23 protein-coding genes are annotated in these 21,043 nt (G+C 37.7%); 6 read left to right on the forward strand and 17 right to left on the reverse strand.

Going from position 1 to position 21,043, the window contains the following annotated elements; translation table 11 throughout:
* Positions 1-10 precede the first annotated feature (10 nt).
* The 3 genes from BN1225_RS08615 to BN1225_RS08625 all read right to left on the reverse strand — a co-directional run bounded on the left by BN1225_RS08615 (position 11) and on the right by BN1225_RS08625 (position 3,617).
* Positions 11-2,107 carry a penicillin-binding transpeptidase domain-containing protein gene (locus BN1225_RS08615; RefSeq protein WP_041139400.1) on the reverse strand — a complete coding sequence of 699 codons (2,097 nt, stop codon included), beginning with the start codon at positions 2,105-2,107 and terminating at the stop codon, positions 11-13.
* 108 nt (positions 2,108-2,215) lie between these two features.
* The gene (locus tag BN1225_RS08620) at positions 2,216-2,749 is read right to left on the reverse strand and encodes a hypothetical protein (RefSeq protein WP_041139401.1); all 534 of its coding nucleotides are present in this window, start codon (positions 2,747-2,749) and stop codon (positions 2,216-2,218) included.
* Complete coding sequence (locus tag BN1225_RS08625; RefSeq protein WP_041139402.1) at positions 2,736-3,617, reverse strand: 5-bromo-4-chloroindolyl phosphate hydrolysis family protein; 882 nt, start codon at positions 3,615-3,617, stop codon at positions 2,736-2,738. The genes BN1225_RS08620 and BN1225_RS08625 overlap by 14 nt, the downstream gene beginning before the upstream one ends.
* Before the next feature lie 247 nt (positions 3,618-3,864).
* Here BN1225_RS08625 and BN1225_RS08630 point away from each other — a divergent pair, with 247 nt between their 5' ends.
* Both BN1225_RS08630 and BN1225_RS08635 read left to right on the forward strand, forming a co-directional pair.
* Positions 3,865-4,179, forward strand: coding sequence for a PTS sugar transporter subunit IIB (locus BN1225_RS08630; protein WP_041139403.1), 315 nt, complete (start codon positions 3,865-3,867; stop codon positions 4,177-4,179).
* Between the two features lie 102 nt (positions 4,180-4,281).
* Positions 4,282-5,121, forward strand: a complete 840-nt coding sequence (locus tag BN1225_RS08635; protein ID WP_041139404.1) for a Cof-type HAD-IIB family hydrolase — start codon at positions 4,282-4,284, stop codon at positions 5,119-5,121.
* Between the two features lie 38 nt (positions 5,122-5,159).
* On the opposite strand, the gene BN1225_RS08640 is transcribed toward BN1225_RS08635, so the two are convergent.
* Positions 5,160-5,528 carry a type II toxin-antitoxin system RnlB family antitoxin gene (locus tag BN1225_RS08640; protein ID WP_041139405.1) on the reverse strand — a complete coding sequence of 123 codons (369 nt, stop codon included), beginning with the start codon at positions 5,526-5,528 and terminating at the stop codon, positions 5,160-5,162.
* Between the two features lie 48 nt (positions 5,529-5,576).
* Here BN1225_RS08640 and BN1225_RS08645 point away from each other — a divergent pair, with 48 nt between their 5' ends.
* Positions 5,577-6,119 carry a hypothetical protein gene (locus BN1225_RS08645; protein WP_041139406.1) on the forward strand — a complete coding sequence of 181 codons (543 nt, stop codon included), beginning with the start codon at positions 5,577-5,579 and terminating at the stop codon, positions 6,117-6,119.
* Between the two features lie 31 nt (positions 6,120-6,150).
* Here the strand turns inward: BN1225_RS08645 and BN1225_RS08650 are convergent, their stop codons facing one another.
* Positions 6,151-7,230 carry a M42 family metallopeptidase gene (locus BN1225_RS08650; RefSeq protein ID WP_041139407.1) on the reverse strand — a complete coding sequence of 360 codons (1,080 nt, stop codon included), beginning with the start codon at positions 7,228-7,230 and terminating at the stop codon, positions 6,151-6,153.
* Positions 7,231-7,390: 160 nt separating this feature from the next.
* Here BN1225_RS08650 and BN1225_RS08655 point away from each other — a divergent pair, with 160 nt between their 5' ends.
* A complete protein-coding gene (locus tag BN1225_RS08655; RefSeq protein WP_041139408.1) occupies positions 7,391-7,777 on the forward strand; it encodes a BRcat domain-containing protein in 387 nt (128 codons plus the stop codon).
* On the opposite strand, the gene BN1225_RS08660 is transcribed toward BN1225_RS08655, so the two are convergent.
* The 5 genes from BN1225_RS08660 to BN1225_RS14120 form a co-directional block, all read right to left on the reverse strand.
* The gene (locus tag BN1225_RS08660) at positions 7,774-8,712 is read right to left on the reverse strand and encodes an NAD(P)-dependent oxidoreductase (RefSeq protein WP_041139409.1); all 939 of its coding nucleotides are present in this window, start codon (positions 8,710-8,712) and stop codon (positions 7,774-7,776) included. The two genes, BN1225_RS08655 and BN1225_RS08660, sit on opposite strands and share 4 nt — an antisense overlap.
* Positions 8,709-9,842 (reverse strand): glycerate kinase, encoded by a 1,134-nt coding sequence (locus tag BN1225_RS08665; protein ID WP_317621632.1) that lies wholly within the window; start codon positions 9,840-9,842, stop codon positions 8,709-8,711. Before BN1225_RS08665 ends, BN1225_RS08660 begins: the two co-directional genes overlap by 4 nt.
* A gap of 69 nt (positions 9,843-9,911) precedes the next feature.
* Positions 9,912-10,277: a methylglyoxal synthase gene (locus tag BN1225_RS08670; protein WP_041139411.1), complete on the reverse strand. Its 366-nt coding sequence runs from the start codon at positions 10,275-10,277 to the stop codon at positions 9,912-9,914.
* Positions 10,278-10,298: 21 nt separating this feature from the next.
* Entirely contained in the window at positions 10,299-12,614 is a 2,316-nt protein-coding gene (locus tag BN1225_RS08675; protein ID WP_041139412.1) for an ABC transporter ATP-binding protein/permease, read from the reverse strand.
* The gene (locus BN1225_RS14120; protein WP_052466500.1) at positions 12,607-13,065 is read right to left on the reverse strand and encodes a MarR family winged helix-turn-helix transcriptional regulator; all 459 of its coding nucleotides are present in this window, start codon (positions 13,063-13,065) and stop codon (positions 12,607-12,609) included. The genes BN1225_RS08675 and BN1225_RS14120 overlap by 8 nt, the downstream gene beginning before the upstream one ends.
* Positions 13,066-13,168: 103 nt before the next feature.
* Here BN1225_RS14120 and BN1225_RS08685 point away from each other — a divergent pair, with 103 nt between their 5' ends.
* Positions 13,169-13,936: a glycoside hydrolase family 25 protein gene (locus BN1225_RS08685; RefSeq protein WP_052466502.1), complete on the forward strand. Its 768-nt coding sequence runs from the start codon at positions 13,169-13,171 to the stop codon at positions 13,934-13,936.
* A 34-nt stretch (positions 13,937-13,970) separates the two neighbouring features.
* Here the strand turns inward: BN1225_RS08685 and BN1225_RS08690 are convergent, their stop codons facing one another.
* From BN1225_RS08690 to BN1225_RS08715, 6 genes are all read right to left on the reverse strand, one after another.
* Positions 13,971-15,392 (reverse strand): NAD(P)/FAD-dependent oxidoreductase, encoded by a 1,422-nt coding sequence (locus BN1225_RS08690; RefSeq protein ID WP_041139413.1) that lies wholly within the window; start codon positions 15,390-15,392, stop codon positions 13,971-13,973.
* Between the two features lie 87 nt (positions 15,393-15,479).
* On the reverse strand, positions 15,480-16,661 hold the full coding sequence (locus BN1225_RS08695) for an NAD(P)-dependent malic enzyme (protein WP_041139414.1): 1,182 nt from the start codon (positions 16,659-16,661) through the stop codon (positions 15,480-15,482).
* A 61-nt stretch (positions 16,662-16,722) separates the two neighbouring features.
* Positions 16,723-17,139, reverse strand: a complete 417-nt coding sequence (locus BN1225_RS08700) for a 2-thiouracil desulfurase family protein (RefSeq protein WP_041139415.1) — start codon at positions 17,137-17,139, stop codon at positions 16,723-16,725.
* Positions 17,105-17,794 carry an HAD family hydrolase gene (locus tag BN1225_RS08705; RefSeq protein WP_052466504.1) on the reverse strand — a complete coding sequence of 230 codons (690 nt, stop codon included), beginning with the start codon at positions 17,792-17,794 and terminating at the stop codon, positions 17,105-17,107. Before BN1225_RS08705 ends, BN1225_RS08700 begins: the two co-directional genes overlap by 35 nt.
* 10 nt (positions 17,795-17,804) lie before the next feature.
* Positions 17,805-18,995, reverse strand: a complete 1,191-nt coding sequence (locus tag BN1225_RS08710; protein WP_074434813.1) for a CapA family protein — start codon at positions 18,993-18,995, stop codon at positions 17,805-17,807.
* A gap of 83 nt (positions 18,996-19,078) precedes the next feature.
* Positions 19,079-19,405: a cyclic-di-AMP receptor gene (locus BN1225_RS08715; RefSeq protein ID WP_041139416.1), complete on the reverse strand. Its 327-nt coding sequence runs from the start codon at positions 19,403-19,405 to the stop codon at positions 19,079-19,081.
* Positions 19,406-19,553: 148 nt separating this feature from the next.
* On the opposite strand from BN1225_RS08715, the gene mutY reads away from it, so the two are divergent.
* Positions 19,554-20,582 carry an A/G-specific adenine glycosylase gene (gene mutY / locus BN1225_RS08720; RefSeq protein ID WP_147585200.1) on the forward strand — a complete coding sequence of 343 codons (1,029 nt, stop codon included), beginning with the start codon at positions 19,554-19,556 and terminating at the stop codon, positions 20,580-20,582.
* Here mutY and BN1225_RS14125 read toward each other — a convergent pair.
* Positions 20,557-20,982: a helix-turn-helix domain-containing protein gene (locus BN1225_RS14125; protein ID WP_052466506.1), complete on the reverse strand. Its 426-nt coding sequence runs from the start codon at positions 20,980-20,982 to the stop codon at positions 20,557-20,559. The genes mutY and BN1225_RS14125 overlap by 26 nt on opposite strands.
* Between the last annotated feature and the right edge of the window lie 61 nt (positions 20,983-21,043).

Raw genomic sequence — 21,043 nt, forward strand, 5'->3', positions numbered from 1 at the left:
AATTAAAACCTTATTCCGGTAATCCGTATTTTTCAAAATATTTATCAAAAATTTGTCCGACGATACTTTGACACGTTTTTGAATTGCCGCCTTCTCTAGGTGCAATACAAGCATAAGTTAAACGCGGGTTATCATATGGTGCATAAGCGATCAACGCTTGGTTAGGATAATCCGTTCCGGTCTCATCGAAAACTTCGGCAGTCCCCGATTTTGCCGCCAATACATAGTTACTCTTGGCAAGTCCGGTCAAGATCCCATCACCGTTTACACCGGCATAGAATCCAGCTTGAATTCGTTCAAAAGCGGTTGTCTGATCTGAAACATCATCGAGCACCTCAACATTATTCGTGTACATCGTGACATTTTCACCATTTACATTCGTATAGGCTTCAGTCACCAGTCTTGGTTTCATGCGTCGTCCGCCATTCGCAATCGTTGAAACATACTGTGCCATTTGAATTGGGGTATACGTATAATACTGACCGATCGAAGCATCAAGAATATTTCCGGCTTCCGGTTCACGATCTCCGCCTTGGTACCCTCTTTCTTCATTCGGTACATCAATTCCGGTTTTTACACCCAACCCTAACTCGCCAAATGAACGTTTTATCTTATCAAATGCTTCATAATTGATATATAATGGCTGATAAGGCACATAATTGGCTTCTGCCAAACGCATTGCAATTTTAAACATAAATACATTGGAAGACTTCGCCAATGCCTGTACTTCGGTCAAATTCCCCATTGCTGATTTCGTCCATGATGATTTCGGTGCTGTTCCCTGGATATAAATCGGTTCATCATACAGCTGTTCCCCAGCGGTATAAAGTCCATATTTAAAGCCGGTATAGACTGTTGCCCCTTTTGATGAAGATCCGATCGCAAACGCTTCTAAATAAGCCCCATCGGCAAAATCATAGATTTCTCCGGTTTCACGATCCAGCGCTTTTCCGCACATCGCCACAACATCTCCGTTATTCGGATCCATCAACACCACATACAGGCGATCCATATATTGATTTCCACTCGCATAAGCAATCGAGCGCAGCTGCGTTTCCAAAATATTATTGACATATTCCTGCAGCTCCCAATCAATCGCTAATTTTAAGTTATACCCTTTTTCTCCTTGACTTAGCTGACTTAAAATCGGATTCCCCGTTTCTTCATCATACGTTAAGTTATAGGTTGCCCCGTTTCCGCCAAGCAAACTTTCATATTGTTTTTCTAATCCGGAAGTACCAACACGGGAATTCATCTGATACCCTAAAGCTAGCAGCGTATCGGATTCATCTTTAGGAATTCCTTGTGTCTTGCTTGAAACGTTTCCGAACAGACTTTTCATGGTACTCCCGTAAGGATAGACGCGGGTATAATCATGGCTATATGTAAATCCTCTCAAAATGTTCTGACGTTCACCGATAAACGCAATATCTTCCGCCGATACATTCTCTACAACAACATTGCCGCCATTGATATCCTTATTCATTAAGGTATAAACATACGCCTCCTCCAGCGTCAGTTCTCCTGAGCTATAATACTGATTAATCATTTCTTCCGTAATACGGTCAATTTTCATATTGTAAATATCACTATCGCTCAAAGTTCCATCTTTATAGGCTGCCCATTCCTCTTGCGTAACTACCGTTTTAGTTTCTTTATCAAAATCACGAATCAGCATGTCCTGTTTATCTCTCAGTGTTAATTTAGACAAATCAATTTCAAAACGATCCGCAATAATCTTTGCCATCGCTCTTTCTTCTTCCTCTTCGATTCCTTTTGGAGCATAATACATAATCACATTTGTCGCTTCACTTCCAACCAAAAGAGTACCATTTCGATCATAAATCTGCCCTCTTGGCACATCCTGAGTCTTTGATTGTACCTGATAGGTGACTAATTTTGCCGCATAGTAGTCCCTTTGATGCACTTGAATAAAAATCAGTCTAACGGCAATCACGATAATAGCGACAACAATTAACCCCATCAATCCTACCATTCTTGCAAATGTACTCTGCTCTCTTTTTTTACGTTCTCTCACTTTCTCGTCATTTCTTCCTTGAAAGTAATAAGTTCCGCTGAACTGCTGTTTCTTTTTAAATTTAAACATGACTTCACCTACCTTACCGCTTTTTCATTATATAAAATAACTCCGGCTATTTTATGTGATTCTATGATTAATTAAAAATGTGAGCGCATTTTGCTCCCCACATTTCCGTTATTTTTTTACTAATTCTCTTTGAATCTTACGCATGATCTGCGATTTCGAATAATGCAGTTCGCTTAAAATATATTCCAACGCATCTTTTTGTCCTTCACGATACTTATTGCGTGAGTTACGTACATTTTTTGCGACTTTACTCAATTCATGACGGATGCTCGATTCAAAGAATTCCAAATCATCTTTATACGTTTCGAGTTCCTGTAAATATGTGGTAATAACATTTTCATAACCGTCACGATAATACCCACGATAACGACGTCCATACTGAATATTACTCATCACCTGTTTCATATAGTCAAAACGTGTCGTGATGACGTTATGCGAATGTGTGGAATAAGGCTTTTCCGGCTTACGTTTCCCAAAGGCACGATCAATTCCATCGGAAAGCAGTTCACCCATATTGTCATATCCGCTCTTTTTTAAAGACTCATCGACATTGTCTTTGACGGTCGAAATGGTTTGATCTGCCAATTCTACTAAATCATTGATAAGATCATGATTATTATTTTTATCTCTATCTCTCGGCATTGTTTTCACCTACTTTAAGTTCATCGATCGTTCCTTCTCTAACTAAACCATCTTTTTTAAGCATTGTTTCCAATACAGACATATCACTCGATAAATCTAAGATTTCATCATCACAAAGCGTTGTAGACATGGTTTCCAGAGCCTGATTAACTAAATAAATCGTTTTCATCAACTGCGATTCCACTTCATTAAAATCAGGGTCCATTTTATTCGTATCGGACAAACGAACATAGTTTTTCAAGATTGAAACCAGTGTTGGCAAATAATAATAATCCAGTTTAGATACTTTAGACTCTTTTTGCGGATACTGATCCAAAATCTGATCTATAAATTTAATCATCGCTGAAGTATGATATAAATCTTCTGTAATTTTTTTATTTGTAATCGAAGTATTCAAATCATCGATCTGACGCATAAATTTCTTTAAGTTCACCGTTGATTCTTCTTCCTCTTCATGTATCTCTTCAGGTTCTACGACTTCGTTCGTGTAGATGACATACTTAAAATAATCATAAGTGTCTGGGAAAGAACTTTTAAATTCACTTACCTTACATAATTTTTCATTTTGATAATATACATCTAATGTATTGAACCCATTAGCCTGATCACTGCGGATCGTCACATTTTCGTTCAATACCAATTCATCATGTTCACTAAAATAAGCAAGCGCCTTTTCGTCTAATTGACGCTGCATTTTCTTTTTATCATTTAATGCTTTTTTCTTGCTGAAATATTGGACTGCTCCTAGTAAAAGGAAACTGACAGCAGCAGTCCCTAAAAAGAGATTAGAAAATCCCAACGGAAGTGCAAAAGCTATCAATGAGCCAAAACATATCAACGCCAAAAAATTTGAAGTCCATTTTTTCACACTTTCACCCCCGAAGATTATTATCTCATAAATAAGAAAAAATATCATTAAATATAGTGAACTTTTTACAATTAATTTTATAAACCTATTTTTAGGATAAATGTAAATGCTATCATTTTAAAAAAATAAATAAAAGTATTAATTTAACCGCTTTCAGAAAATATTTATGAAAAATTAACGCAAATTTAATTGACAAAATTTAGAAATAGGCTTAATATGTGTTTGTACGAAAGAGGAGGAATTTTATATGATTAAAATTAAATTAGTTTGTGCAACAGGTGTATCTTCAAATTTATTGGTAGATGTTCTTAAAAGAAAAGCTGCTGAAAAGAAAGTGGATTGCGAAATCACATCTAGTTCATCTATGAACATTACTGACGCCGTTAATTCTTCTGACGTTTTAGTACTTGGACCTCAATATGGATATAAATTAAGCGAAGTGCAAGCATTAGCAGATGGTAAATGTGCTGTCGTTACTTTGAAAGAATATGAATATTCTTCAATCGAAGCTGATAAAATCCTAGATAAAGCTGTTGAAGCATATAACGCATTCAAAAAATAAATCACTAAAACCGTCTTTTGACGGTTTTTTGTTTTTTGAAAAAAATACAATCTCCCTAGTTTCTATGCTATAATTTAACCAATAATTATAAGGAAGGTAAGTATGGAAAAGAAAATAGTTTTTTTAGATGTAGACGGAACATTGTGCAACGATGAAGGATTTGTTCCTTCTTCTGCCCGAGATGCCGTTAGAGCAGCCAGAAAAAACGGTCATCTGGTTTATTTATGCACAGGACGTTCACAAGCAGAACTTTATGATTTCATTATGGAAGTTGGTTTTGACGGTGTGATCGGTGCTGGCGGAGGATTTGTTTGCGTGGGTGACGAAATGCTGTATCATAAACGTGTGAGTGATGATGATGTTCGTCATTTGGTCGATTTCTTCAACGAACATCATGTTGATTTCTATTTAGAATCAAACGGCGGGCTTTATGCCAGTGAGAATCTAGTTCACCATCTTGAAACAATGATGTATGGAGATGTGGATCATGATGAAGAAGCAAGACGCAAACGCGATGAAAACCCAAATCATTTTATTGAAGCGATGATCGAAGGCGAATCCTTGTATCGCAGTGATGTCAATAAGGCTTGTTTCTTACAGTCTGATGTTCCTTTTGACAGAATTAAGGAAGAATTTGCCGGAGAATTCAACGTGATCCCTTGTACGGTTCCAATGTTCGGTCCCGACAGCGGAGAATTGGCAGTTCCCGGTGTGCATAAAGCAACCGCAATCGAAGCATTGCTTGAACATTTAGGAATCGATCAAAAAGATACGATTGCATTAGGTGATGGTATGAACGATGCGGAAATGCTCGAATACTGCCAAATCGGAATCGCTATGGGAAATGCAAAACCCGGGTTGAAAGAAATTGCCGATGAAGTCACAAATACGCATGATGAAGGCGGAATTTACAACAGCTTTAAAAAACATGGATTAATATAAAAACCTGAAATAAATTCAGGTTTTTTGAATAGAATAAACTAAATGTTTTCGCCATTGTTTATGGCATCGATCTTTCGTTGCGACAGATTTGAACCTACCACCAAATTGTTTTCTCTTAAAAAATCGCATGTTAGTTTTCGATAAGGAGAATCAAGCGGAATTTTCACCGGAAACCCGGCATCAAGAAAATCTTCTTTAAAACTGGTTTTATAAAATCTCAATCCTTCTACCCCTACCTGCATCAAATTATCAACAAGGATTTCACCTTCATAATGCATATCATTGAGACGTTCAACGATCATCTGCCGCTGATTCACTTTCGAATGACAAAACAACAAGATCAAAAACAGCTTATAAGGCTGATCCGGACATTCGATCAATTTAAAGTTTTCCATGTATTTTTCCATATCGCTACCCCCATATCATTGTTATATTATATCATTTAGGAGGCTATTATGCTACTTAGAAAAGAAGAAGAATATCGTTTTGAACTTCACCATACCTTTAAAGGTGAATTTTTAAGCCCGATTATCATGAATCTAAACGACAAATTTGTTAACCACTATGATGATTATGATGAGGTTTATCATTGCAATCAAAAAATACATCAAATAATGGCTTTGCCAAACGTCACTTTAGATTTCCATGTTCTCTATAAAAACAATCAATGTATCGGCATTGCTTTGATCACTCACGGACAGGTCAATTCAGAAAAACTGTTAGATCAAAAAAATCTTATCGAAAGTCCTCAAGAAAGTATCATTCTCAACTATTATCATATTTATGAAAAAGGACATGGCTTAGGAACGAGATGGTTAAAAGAGATCATCTTTCCTTATTATAAAAGCTTCGGTAAACATGCAATGTATTTGAAATCCTCACACGCTAAAGCCTTTCCATTTTATTTGCGAATGGGACAAAAAATCGGTACTTACAAAACTAAAAGCGATAATGGTTTATTTATCAGAGAGGGGCAACTATTTAAAATAAGTTTTTAAAAAGATATCCAAAGCAGGATATCTTTATCTTTTAAAATTGCTTAATCACATCGGCATTGAGTTGTTTTACTAATTCAACTGCGAGTTTGACAGAATTCAAATAATCTTCATAAGCACAAATCCCATGATGCGAATGAATATAGCGTACCGGAACACCAACTACGATTGTCGGTACTCCATAACGTGATGTATGAATATATTTCGCATTCGTTCCGCCACCGCTTCTCACAGATTCCTGAACAGGAATCTGTTTTTCTTCACACATATCTAAGGTATAGCGCATAAATCTTGGATTTGTAATCATTGAACGATCAAAATGTCTTAGCATCGGTCCTTTTTTCATTGCCGTTTGAATCATATAAGGTTCATAAAAAGTATCATCAGCCGGACACCCTTCAAATATGATAGCAATATCTGCATCAATGTTTTGTACAGCCGCATGTACGCCTCTTTCCCCTACTTCTTCTTGTACGGATAACGTTGCAACAACATCCACATCTAATGCTTCATCTTTTAATTGATTCAACGATTCCAAAACCGCAGCACAGCCAATACGACAGTCAAACGCTTTTCCTATAAATAAATCTCGTTGTTCATCGTATGTACATTCAACATCCGGTACAATCGGTGCCGCCATTCTGATTTGGAAATTTTCTTTTAAGTCTTCGGCAGAAACCGCCCCTAAATCAATCACCATGTTTTCAATATTTAATGATGCATTTTTTTCTGCCTGACTCATAAAATGCACCGGCTTAGCGGCAACTACCCCGCTTAAATACTCCCCTTTTGCGTTTTGCACACGCACTTTGCTGGAAGGGACATTGTTAGGTGACCAACCGCCTAACGGCAAAAACGTCATCGTACCGTTGGGTTTGATTGCCTGTACGATAAATCCTAATTCATCGCTGTGAGCATCTAACCAAATTTTCGGCTTTTTCCCTGTATTGTCTTTTAATGTCATATATAAGTTACGTAAAGAATCTTCCTTTACTTCACAAAAACTTTCGCTTTCTTTACGTCCAATCTGAGCCACTTCATCTTCAAATCCGGATACCCCATTCGCATTTGATAATCGCTTAATTAACTCAATATTTTGTTCTTTTGTTCTCATTTACACTCCCCCTTTTTTATTTTTCCTATCTTTTTTAATCATATCTTTATTTTCAGAACATATCAATATATAAATTTTATTTTATTGTCAATAATAAAGAAAGTTCACTTTCAATTCATTTATCCCCTGTAGAATATCATGATAAGAAAGAAGGTTATGTATGAAAAATCTTTTGAAAGGACGAAACGGTCCTGATCAATTAAGTCAATTTTTACTTTTTATTGTGCTGCTTATCTCTTTATCCAACCTCCTCTTTTTTAAGACCGTCATTTTATCTATTTTGGTTTGGATTTTGTTAATGTACATTTTATATCGAACGTTTTCCAAACAGGTCTATAAACGCCGACAAGAGAATATCAAATTTGCTCAAATGCTGTATCCTTATCAGATGAAGCTGTTGAAATGGGCAAATCGTCAAGCAGATAAGAAAACACATCGTTATTTTAAATGTCCCAACTGTTCTCAAACCGTAAGAGTGCCAAAAGGACATGGATTAATAACCATCACATGTCCTAAATGTCAAACGCGTTTCGATAAAAAATCTTAACAAATATTTTGCGGATCTCCTGCAAGATATTTTTTTATATTCTCAAACACTACATGCGCACGTTTCACCAACGCTTCTTTAGTAGCAAACCCAATATGCGGAGCTAACAACGTATTTTTCGCATTCAATAAAGGATGTTCGGCAGGAATCGGCGGTTCCATTTCGAAGACATCAATACCGGCTCCGGCGATTCTGTCTTGATTCAATGCCTCTGCGAGAGCTTGGCTGTCTACGATTGCCCCACGAGCTGTGTTAATCAACACAGCGTCTTTTTTCATCAAGGCAATCTTTTCTGCATTAATTAAATGATGCGTAGCAGACGTTGCGGGAATATGCAGAGTAATGATATCACTTTCTTTCATCAATGTATCCAAATCGACAAACTCCACGCCTTCAATCATTCGTTTTGTACGACTATAACACAATACCTTCAAGCTAAATGCCTGAGCAATTTTTATTACACGTTGTCCGATTTCTCCGGCACCCACAACACCGATAGTTTTACCTGCCATTTCCAATAGGTTTAATCCGTCTTTCGTTTGTTGGCAGCGTGTTCTTTCATCGCTTTCAAGCAAATGACGATACAGTCCGATGATCATGCCAAACACTTCTTCTGCAACGGCTATTGTGGAATAGCCTACACTGTTGCAGATCATAATCTGCTTTTCTTTACAGTAATCTACGTCAAGATGATCGATTCCGGTAAATGCTACAGAAATCAATTTTAAGCGAGGGCAGGCTGATAAAACATTGCGATTCAGCGGCAAGTTTGCTGCCACTAAAACATCGGCATCTTTCGCTCTTTCAATCAAGGTAGTATCATCTGTAACTCTTGTTTCGTAATAAACAATTTCATGTCCCGGTAAATTTTCCTGACTGATTTTTTCAACCATTTCTTTTTCAATTCCTAATGGTTCAATAATAACAATTTTCATTTCAAATTCTCCAATCTCATTATTTGCATTGCGGTATTTTTCAAATGACGATAAGCATTTTCCGGTTTCATCGCATATTCCAAATCGACAATACCGGGAACAATCGAAAACATCGCATCAATACCGTGATCATTTAACACATACGCCTCTTCGTTGATGCCTCCCGCTAAAGCAATCACCTTACAGCCATGTTTCTTCGCCAGTCTGGCTACTCCAATGGGGGTCTTATTCATCAACGTTTGCCCATCCATGCGTCCTTCTCCGGTAAAAACGTAATCTGCATCTTTAAGTTTATCTTCAAGTTCTACAAATGTCAAAACCAAATCAATGCCGCTTACCAGTTTTGCCGATAGATAACTCAGGAAAGCAAAACCTAATCCGCCGGCCGCTCCGGTTCCCGGAACTTCCTGATAGTCAGTGTTATTATAGTGTGTTGTCGCGAAAGCAAAATGAGCGAGTCCGGCATCCATTTTTTGAATCATAGCAGCATCCGCTCCTTTTTGCGGTCCATAAACAGCACTCGCACCATTTTCCTCACATAAAGGATTCGACACATCACAGGCAATTTCAAAACGGCATTCCTTGATTCGTGCATCAACAAGATGGTCATCGATCTTAACGATCTTATCAAGATCTTGTGCCCCTAAACGAATCGGCTGATCCTCTTGATCTAAAAAACGATATCCCATCGCCATCAGCATTCCGATTCCCCCATCGTTTGTACTGCTGCCGCCAATTCCGACAATAAAATGACGATACCCACGCTCAACGGCATCCATGATCATTTCACCAACCCCGAATGTCGTTGTCAGCAAAGGATCACGTTCCTCTAAGGCAAGCAACGGTAACCCAGATGCACTTGCCATTTCCATTACAGCGGTTTGATCAACCACTCCATAATAAGTCTCATGTTCTCTAAACAAGGGATCATGAACACATACCTTTATTTTCTTTCCGTTCATTCCCTCAATCAAAGCATCGACCGTCCCTTCTCCGCCATCTGCAACTGCCTGAATCACCACTTCAGTATCGGGGTTCACTGCCAGAACACCTTCTTTAATTGCTTTTGCTGCCTGATAGGAACTTAAACTTCCCTTAAATGAATCAATGGCTACAGCTACTTTCATCATATCACCTCATCTCTTTATTTTAGAAGTATCTTTCACATTTGTCGAGATGTTTTAAAAGAAAACGCCCGATTATTCATCGAGCGCCTCCATCATCATTGTTGCCGCAGCTTCATTAGAAGCTAATGGGATATTATGAACATCACACAGTCGCATCAAAGCAGATACGTCTGGTTCATGCGGCTGAGCCGTTAAAGGATCTCTAAAAAAGATAACCAGATCCATTTCTCCGGTCGCTATTTTTGCACCGATCTGCTGATCGCCGCCATAGGGCCCGGATAAAAATCGATGAACAGATAAAGATGTGCTTTCCATAATTTTTTTACCCGTTGTTCCTGTTCCAAACAACTCATGTTTCATTAATTTCTTTTCATACTTTTTAGCAAATTCAATCATTTCCGGTTTCTTTTGATCATGTGCTATTAACGCAATATTCATCTCTTTTCCTCCCCACTTTTTCTATTCTGTTCTTAATGCTTCGACTGCATCTTTTTTAGAAGCCATACGGGCCGGAATATGTCCGCCTGCCATCGTTAAGATCGTACTGATCAGTATTAAAATAACAGCATGTTCCCATTTTAAAGAAGCGACATTGCTCAATTCGGTCACACTGTAAATAACAGCGTTGATCGGGAATGTAAGCAGATAGGCAATGATAATTCCCAATGTTCCAGAAAACACCCCTAAAATACATGTTTCCGCATCGAATACACGGGTAATGTCTTTTTTACGTGCCCCTAAAGCTTTCAAGATTCCGATTTCTTTAGTTCTCTCTAAAACAGATGTATACGTGATAATACAAATCATGATCAAACTGACAATTAAAGAAGTTCCGGCAAAAGCAACCAATACCATTGTGATTCCTCCCATGATTCCTCCCGTTAAAGAAGAGATCGTTGCCGCAAGATCCGTATACACCACAATATCATCACGATTTTCTAAACCGTCATTATATGCATCCAAATACTCAACGATTTTATCTTTGTTTTCAAAATCAGTTGGATATAGTGTGATTAAATAAGGAGTAGCATCTCCACCTAAATAAGCCACCATTTGTTCTTTCGTTGCCGCGTCCATCGCTTCTAAAGTCAACACATTATAATCCGCTTCTTTTTGAGCTTCAACGATTTTTGATCCTTCTGCCTGATCGATGACATACTGAGACAAAGAATCACTGTATGCAATACCCGGATTTAAAATAGCCACATTCGCGTCTTCTTTAGCACGAATAACCGCACTGATTTTTACTGTTTGAGATTGATCAGACGCATACATCATCTGATAATCATTTGAAGGCATATAAGACTGAAACGGCGTTGTGGTATAGAAATCATCATTATGAACCAATTTCATTTCTGTTCCCACAATCTTATCAAAATCAATTCCTTCTTTATCCACTGCTTCAAATCCTAAAGAAGTTAAAGTCGATAATTCCACTTGATTCTTTTCATTGACAACTAAGACCATATCAAATTTATCTGCAGGTAAATTTCCGGCTAATACATCATAGTTTTTTTCTAAGAAAGTATTAATATTTCCATCTGAGGCAACCGGAAAAGTAGATAATCCCGAACTTCCCTGATTAGAACTATTTCCAGAGATACTTACCATTTTCTTAGTTCCATCAATATCCCGTACTAAATTCATGCCGACAATGCGTGTATACCCTACACTGTTGCAAATTTCTGAATCAATATTTTTTATATAGTCTAAATAATCTTGACTAAAACGATTTTCATGCAGAATTGAATTCGCTGAGGAATCATAAGCAAATACCTGCTGCGTATCACTGTATTCGCTCGAATTCATCTCATTCATATGTTTTTGAATCGTTTCCGGGTCCATACTGACCGTCTGTTTGGAAATCATGATAGGGAACTCTGCCAAAGCATCCTCTTGATAATTATCGATTTGTATTTGAAACCCAACGGATAAACTTAATATTACAGCGATACCGATAATTCCAATACTTGAAGCAAAAGAGGTTAAAAACGTTCTTCCCAGCTTTGTTTTAATATTATTGAAAGATAAACGCAGTGCCGTAATAAAAGACATACTGGTTTTATTTAATACAAAAGGTTCTTCTGTTTCATCATTTTGATAAGGATTGCTGTCACTGATGATACGTCCGTCTTTAAACTCAACGATGCGGTTCGCATAATCATGTGCCAAATCGGGATTATGAGTGACCATGATAACGAGCTTATCTTTGGCAATCTCCTTGATTAGATCCATGATCTGCACACTGGTCTTAGAGTCCAATGCTCCCGTCGGCTCGTCACATAACAAAATTTCCGGATCATTTGCCAACGCTCTGGCAATCGCCACACGCTGCATCTGTCCGCCAGATAGCTGATTCGGTTTTTTGTGAAGATGTTCTTTCAGTCCTACTTTTTCCAGACATTCCAATGCTTTTTCATGTTTTTTCGCAGCAGATACTCCGCTTAATGTCATTCCCATTTCGACATTGGCAACAATAGATAAATGAGAGATCAAATTATAACTTTGAAACACAAAACCAATCGAATTATTACGATAGGCATCCCAGTCTCTTTCTTTAAAGTCTGTGGTATGTTTTCCTTTAATAATCAAGTCTCCGGAATCATAACGATCCAAGCCGCCGATAATGTTCAAACAAGTCGTTTTACCTGAACCGCTGGTTCCTAAAATCGCTACAAATTCTTCTTTTCTAAAAGAGACGCTGATATCATCTAAAGCAACTGTTTCAACGTCGCCGATCTTATACTTTTTGGTTATATTTTTTAATTCAAGCATTTTTTTCCTCCAACATTTCCTTTTTCGCTACTGCCATTAAATAGTAAATATCATCCATTACCGTCAATAAACGATCCATATTTTCTTTTCCGTAACGTTCAATGATTGTTTCTAAAAATCGCGTCAGGATTGCCTGTCCCTCTAAATAGATTTGCTTTCCCTCTTCGCTGAGTTCTACAATGTAAGAACGTCGGTCCAAAGGATCTGTTTTCTTGACAATCAGCCCTCTATCACATTGCTTTTTCAGCATATCTGAAGTAGCGGGCAGACTTAAATCCAAACACTGTGCCAACTGTCCCGGTCGTACCGCTTCATTTTTATCACAGTATTCCTGAACGATCATCAAAACCATGAAATCACGCTGAGAAATCGGCAGCAGCTCCTTTAACGGATCCAAATTTTTAAAACGTCTTAATGATTCTAAAAAACGTGCACTTTCTCTTTTAAGCAAACCATCGCCTCCGATACTTAAGTTACTTAAGTAATTTTATCAAATCTGGTTTTATTGTTCAACTCATATGATAAACGTGTTATAATCGTAGCAGGAGGAAACTATGCGGAAAGTGAAATACAACGAGAAAATCGCGATGGGAGTTTTAGTCATTATTATCCTTCTTGCTATCTTCTTCATACCAAAACTCAATTTTACCAATAAAGAAATAATGACCCCGATCTATAATCCTAAAAATACAGGATTAGAAACTTTTCGATTAGGTATTGATGTCAGCGAACATCAAGGAACAATCGATTGGAAAGCAGTGGCTGACAGCAGTGTTGATTTCGCAATCATTCGTGCCAGCTATGCATGGAACGATACTGGTGATCATACCGATAAAACATTTAAAGAAAATATTGATCAGGCACAAAAACATGGCATCGCCATAGGGGCTTATCACTACAGCTATGCCACTACCCCCGAAGAAGCAAAAAAAGAAGCTGAATTTTTTCTGTCACAAATCAAAGGCATTCAATTCCAATATCCCGTTTATTACGATATTGAAGATGAATGTCAAGATGATCTGACAAAAGATCAGCTTACGGAAATTGTCCTCACCTTTTTGCAGACGCTTGAAAAAGCCGGGTATTATGTCGGTATTTACACAAATCCCGACCATATCAGCCAATTAGATATGGAACGTCTTAAAAACTATGACCTTTGGATCGCTAACTATAATTTACAAAATGTATATGACGGCGATTATGGCATGTGGCAGTATACCTGTTATGGAAAAGTACATGGCATTGCCGGAAATGTGGATCTCAATTACTGCTTCTATGATTATCCTGCTTTTATCAAAAAATTACAAAAAAACAATTACTAATACATAAACCCCTAGTTTTGGCTAGGGGTCATTTTTATTTCTTCAATTGTTGGATAATATGACGTGAAACGATCACACCATTTGCTCCTGCCTGAGCTAATCCTCTGGTTAACCCAGCACCATCCCCGGCAACATATAAGTTATCGATTTCACTTTCAAACCCATCTCTTACTTTTGGACGGGCAGAATAAAATTTTGCTTCTACCCCATATAATAAAGTATGTTCGTTCGCAATTCCCGGAGTTACATGATCCAACACTTCAATCATCTCAATGATTGATTTCATTGTATTATAAGGCAGCACCAACCCAAGGTCTCCCGGTACTGCTTCTTTTAAAGTCGGGATTGTATACCCTTCTTTTAAACGTTTTGGAGTTGTACGACGTCCTTTTTTAATATCGCCGTATTTTTGAACGATGATACTTCCGTTTGACAACTTATTTGCCAGTTGACCGATGGCATTGGCAAATTCATTTGGCTGATTAAACGGTTCAGAGAACGTATGGGACACCAGCAACGCAAAATTAGTATTACTGCTGCCTAAAGCCGGATCATGATAAGCATGTCCGTTTGCCAGCATTGTGCCTGAATGATTTTCGATCACGACATGTCCGGAAGGATTTGAGCAGAATGTTCTCACTCTCGTTCCGACCGATGTATTATAGACGAATTTTCCTTCATATAAATTCTTATTGATTTCTTCCATTACTATATTACTTGTTTCAACACGGACTCCGATATCGACTTGATTGTTGTAAAGTTCAACACCATGTTGTTTCAAACATTTTGTCAGCCAAGCAGAACCGTCACGTCCCGGAGCAACCACTACTTTCTTAGAATAAATCTTATCTCCATTTGCCAGTTCAATTCCTTTTGCCTGACCTTCTTCCACCAAAATATCTTTTACGGTTGTTTTAAACAAAATATCAATATGTTCTTTTAACTCGTTAGACATCGCTGTCATAATTTTTAAATTTTCTTCTGTTCCTAAATGGCGTACTTGAGCACGAAGCAGTTTTAACCCCACTGCATAGCCACGATGTTCGATCTCTTTTACTTTTTGTGTTGTCGGATCGGTTATTTCTTTTGTAGCTCCGTGTTTTAAATATAATTGGTCGACATATTCAATCGCTTTGATGACCTCTTCATCATTCATATAATCGGTCAGCCATCCGCCAAATTCACTGGTTATATTAAATTTTCCATCGCTATATGCCCCTGCTCCGCCAAATCCGGCAGTAATTGAACATGCAGGCAGACATCCCGGTTCATTATCTTTAATGACCGGACAAGATTTAAGTTTCTTTTCCTTAATCGGGCAGCGACGATACATTACATCCTGTCCTTTATCCACTAATAACACTTTTAATTCCGGTTGTTTTAAATATAATTCATAGCTTGCCATAATCCCAGCCGGACCGGCACCCACTATAATAACATCATAATTTTTTTCCATCCAATCACCTTTCATTAAAGCCTTTGGTATTATATCGAATGCATACGTTAAATGCAAATCATATACACATTAAAAAAGAACAGAACATTATTCCGTTCTTGCGACCTGTGTACGAACAGCCGCTTCTGATACTGCTTTTGCCACCACTTTTGCAACACGTGGGTCCATTGCTCCGGGAATGATATACGTCTCTGATAATTCATCTTCGCTGACTAAGGAAGCCAGTCCCATTGCAGCCGCTAATTTCATCTCTTCATTGATTTTTTTAGCGCGTACATCCAAAGCTCCTCTAAATAATCCCGGGAAAGCTAATACATTATTGATCTGATTAGGGAAATCAGAACGCCCTGTTCCCATCACACGAACACCGGCAGCAATCGCGTCATCATACATGATTTCCGGTTCCGGATTTGCCATTGCAAAGACAATCGCATCTTTTTTCATGCCTGCTGCCATTTCTTTAGTTAAGAGTTTAGGTGCGGAAACCCCAATGAAAACATCCGCCTCTTTTAAAGCTTCTGCCATTGTCATGCGTTTATTTTGAGAGTTTGTGATTTCTGCTAATTCTTTGGTTAAAAAATCATAGTGCTCCTGATCTTCTTTTAATACAATCCCATTAATATTAAAACCATAGATTTCTTTAACCCCTAACTGCTTAATCATTTTAATAATAGAACTTCCGGCAGCACCGGTACCACTTACCACAACAGTAATATCTTCTGCTTTTTTGTTGACGACTTTCAAAGCATTAATCAGCCCGGCAGTTACCACAATGGCCGTCCCATGCTGATCATCATGGAATACGGGGATATCCAATTCCTCAATCAACGTTCTTTCGATCTCGACGCATCTTGGGGCGCTGATATCTTCTAAATTGATTCCGCCAAAGCCAGGGGCAATACTTTTAACGATCTGGATGATCTCTTTAGGATCTTTTGTATCCAAACAAATAGGAACAGCATCTACATTACCAAACTTTTTAAATAATATAGATTTCCCTTCCATAACCGGCAATGCCGCAGCAGGTCCGATATCACCTAATCCTAAGACTGCGGTTCCATCAGTAACAACAGCCACACTGTTGGATTTCCATGTATATTTGTAAGCTTCATCCGGATTTTTAGCGATCTCACGGCAAGGCTGTGCTACTCCCGGAGTATACGCTAAAGATAAATCTTCTTTCTTATCTAAAGAGACTTTTAATCCTACCTCTAATTTTCCTTTTGCTGTTTCGTGTAATTTTAACGCTTCTTGATATACGTCACTCATTCTGTCACTCTCCATTCATCTCTTCCATTATCCCATATTTTTAACTTTATTCAACCCAAAATTAGTCCAGTTCATCCTCATGTTTGACAACAATTCCCCTCTCTAGCAGCATTTGGGCAAAGACCCCATTTCCTGCTGTCAAAGTTCCGGTAAACGTACCATCATAGATTTTTCCTTTACCACAGCTAGGGCTTCTTGGCTGCAAGATGGCGCATTCAATGTCTTTATCTTCTATCATTTTTAAACACTGCTTTGCCCCATTTATAAATTCTCGAGTCTTATCCTCCCCGACTTTATTTATAATGCGTTTACCGCAGCGTTCGCAAGGTATCCTCGGGGTCTCCAAACCACCTAATTGTTCAGGGCATAACGCTATATAGGCTTTATTTTTTAAATACTCCACTACTTTTTGACTGTAATTATTGCCGCCGTTATATTTACAATTATCTCCCAGCAGACATTGACTGACGATGATCATTTTCTTCACCTCTGATTATATGTAAGATGTCTCTTGCTTCTTTTACTAAATACATAGCGCCTGCCTGTTTCAATTCTGTTTCTGTACGGTTGCCCCAAAGACAGCCGATAGAAGTCACCTCTGCATTTTTTGCTGTAAAGATATCCACATCACTGTCCCCAATATAAAAAGCATTCGCTTTTAGTGTATGTGTTTCTTTTAAAACTCGCAAAACTAAAGTCGGATCCGGTTTTACAGGAATCGCATCAACTTGTCCGTAAACATAGGAAAAACGTTTTCCAAATAAATCGGATACAATCTTTTTAGCGATGGCATCCGGTTTGTTTGTCACTACCGCTAATTGATACCCCATGCCTTTTAACTCGTCTAAAACATCGATAATATGGGGATAAACCGTTGTAAACACACTGCAATGTTCCGCATAATAGGTCATATAAAGCTGCATCGCTTGACTTAACTGTTCTTCATTTAACCTATTATCCGGTACAGCTCGAAGGATCAGATTTTTAATCCCACTGCCAACAAATAATTTATAAGCGTCAATCGGATGCGTTGGACAGCCAAGCTGTTCCATTAAATAATTTCCGGCTGTCGCTAAATCTTCAAGGGAATCAATCAATGTTCCATCTAAATCAAATATACACACTTTATTCATGGGATTCTCCTTAATTTATCATGATACTTTCATCATAAAGCTGCTCGATTTGCTCTTTAATTACTTCATAAGTAAATAAGTCACTGTATTGACGGCGATAATGCTGACTTGCTAAAGTTTCATTATATTGGTTAAAAGGGATCAATCGGAAATTTTGATATTCATTTTCATATTGATTGACAAACGGAGTTAACGCTACATTTTTTATTGTCGTTTCTTTGGTAGCTGTATCATGACAAATCGTTAAATTAACGATTCCACCCACTTGATACATATTTTTAAAGAGTTCATTGGAACGATCCACCACAACATCGGCAGAAACAAAATTTCCCAATGAGTAGATGACAAACGTCTGATGTCCCGTCGAGCTAGTTAAATATTCCATTGGCTGTAAACAATGGGAATGATTGCCGATGATCAGATCCACTCCTAATTCATTCAAATATTCCGTAGCCGCCTGCTGAGTGTAAGTGAGCTCATAAGTAAACTCTGTTCCCCAATGCATTGCCACAATCACAACATCACTGACCTGTTTCGCCGCTTCAACATCACGCTTTAAAATGTCTTTATACTCCTGTGTAAACTGTAAATTTTCATCTAAGAAATAGGGAACAGCATAGTCATAGTCCGACCCGACATAAGTATTGGTAGAATAAGTATATGCCAGCACACCAAAGCGAACCCCATTTTTTTCAATGACCGGAGTCTGATTTCTTTCTTCTTGAGAAAGATACATCCCGCTCGTAAACATATTCATTTTATCAAATAACTGACGTGTATTCGTGATTCCTTCTAATCCACGGTCATTTTCGTGATTATTAGCTAATGTCAGGACATTAAAACCAAGGCTCGGCAATTGTTCACCGATACTATAAGGCGCATTAAAGGAATATCCCCAGCCGCTGATCCCTAATTCATCACCGCCGACTAACACTTCTTGATTGCCAATGATCAAATCTCCTTTTAAATACGGTTTAACCTGATCAAAATAATTCCCAAACTGATAGTTATCCATCCATTCATATAAAGGGCCCTCAAACAGCAAGTCCCCGGTAATGGACGTTGTCACTTCCTTTTCTGTTGTTTCCGCTTTCGTTGCCGTCTCTTTTAAAGGATGGACAACCGGATCATTTTTAAAATATAAGATCAAAGCAAACAAACAGATAACAGGAATCCATGCAAAGATTATTTTTTTATTCATGAGGCACCTCTTTTCTATTCCTATTTAACTATAATTTCAAATTTCGACATTGTCAAACAAAATAAAAATAGATGCCGAAGCATCTAAATTTTCTCGAATCGATCGACTTCTACGACAAACACAGTAGCGCCGCCGATAACCCCTTCCATCGTTGTTTTATCACGAGGTTCTTCCAATGCCTTAGCGGATGCGGCATTTTCTTTTTCCGTGCGTTTTTTCGCATTCTGGTCAATGATTTCCAAAGCGGCAGGTACTTTTTCTTCATCTGTACCAATTAGAATCGTAATATTTCCCCTTTTTAGAAATCCCCCAGTTGCCGCTAATTTTGTCACATAATATCCGGCAGCATTTAGCGCTTTAGTTGTAGAAGCTGCATCTTCTTTATTAATGATACCAATAATTAATTTCATGTTATCACTCCCCTTACTTTATTTATACCATTTTTCAGTGTTTTTTTCCATTCATATCATCATTATTTTTGCATTTTTAACGATTGTGATATATGATATTCACCAAGAGTCACGAATATGATAAAGATTACAGAAAATGGAGAGATTTATGAGCATAGCTTTAGACTTATTAGCTTGGTATGATCAAAACAAACGTGATCTGCCTTGGCGTCATACCAAAGACCCCTATTTTATTTGGATCAGTGAGATCATGCTTCAGCAAACCCAAGTAGAAACGGTTATTCCTTATTATTTACGTTTTACCCAACGATTTAAAACCCCTCAAGAGTTATCATCGGCTTCCCAAGAAGAAGTCTATAAATATTGGGAAGGCTTAGGCTATTATTCCCGTGCCCGCAATTTGCAGGCTTCTGCCAAAATGATCGTGGAAGAATACCATGGGAAAATGATCGGTGATATCGAAAAACTGCTTGCTTTAAAAGGGATTGGTCCTTATACTGCCAATGCCATAGGATCGATTGCTTTTGATCTAAATGTCTTTGCTTTAGACGGCAATGGTTTGCGTATTATCAGCCGTTTATATAATATGGAAGATAATATCGCCTTACCTAAAACCATGAAACAGATTCAAGCCATCGGGGACGAATTAGTAAAAGGCATCAATGCCGGAGATTTCAATCAGGCAATCATGGATTTAGGTGCAACCATCTGTCGTCCTAAAAACCCGGCCTGTGAAAAATGTCCGATCGTTCAACATTGTCTTGCCCATCAACAGCATCGTCAAGATGTTTTACCCATTAATATAAAAAAGAAAAACAATCAAGATATCCATTATATAACAGGTGGTATTTACTACCAAGATCAGCTTTATCTGATTAAGAACGGTCCTGACGGCTTGCTTGCTAACCTATATGGCTGTCCGCAATATATCGTTGAAAGTCCTTATAGTTTTGTTGAAGCGTTTAAAGAAGATACCGGCTTAGAACTTGATGTGATCGATCATGTGAAAGATATCAAACATGTCTTTTCTCATCGCACATGGTATATGCATGTCTATTTATTCAAATTAAACTCAGCCAGTAAACACTTATATACAAAAAAAGAAATCGACAAACTGCCGATTTCAACTGCACATGTTAAAGTGTTAAAAGCTATTTATTCCTGTTTAGAATTTTAAAGATTTGAAAATTAATAAATTCATCGACCGCTGTAAGAATATGTTCTCTTTCATCAAATGATAATTGATCGAAAGCAATATTGGATACAGCGGTTTTATATGTAATGAGTTCTTCTAAAGTCATATTATAATTCAACAAAGGGTCATCATCGCGGGTATCAATAAACCCAACTTTAGTTAGAAATTCAATCTTCGACACACCCAAACCTTTACATAATTGTTCGACCGTTTCCAAAGTTGGAATAATCGGCTTATTCGTTTTAGGATTTCTGCCTGATTCAATCATATTAATATAAGAACGACTTAACGAACAGTTATTGACGACATTGGTTACAGTAAGACTTTTATCCAATCGCGTTTCTCTTACATAATCAGATATCTTACGAGATAATTCATCCATAGTTCCACTCCTCTTTTATTATTGTATAGAAATTTACTGATAAAGTGGATAGTTAGGCTGT

It is taken from the genome of Beduini massiliensis (assembly GCF_000829905.1).
GTDB lineage: Bacteria > Bacillota_I > Bacilli_A > Erysipelotrichales > Coprobacillaceae > Beduini > Beduini massiliensis.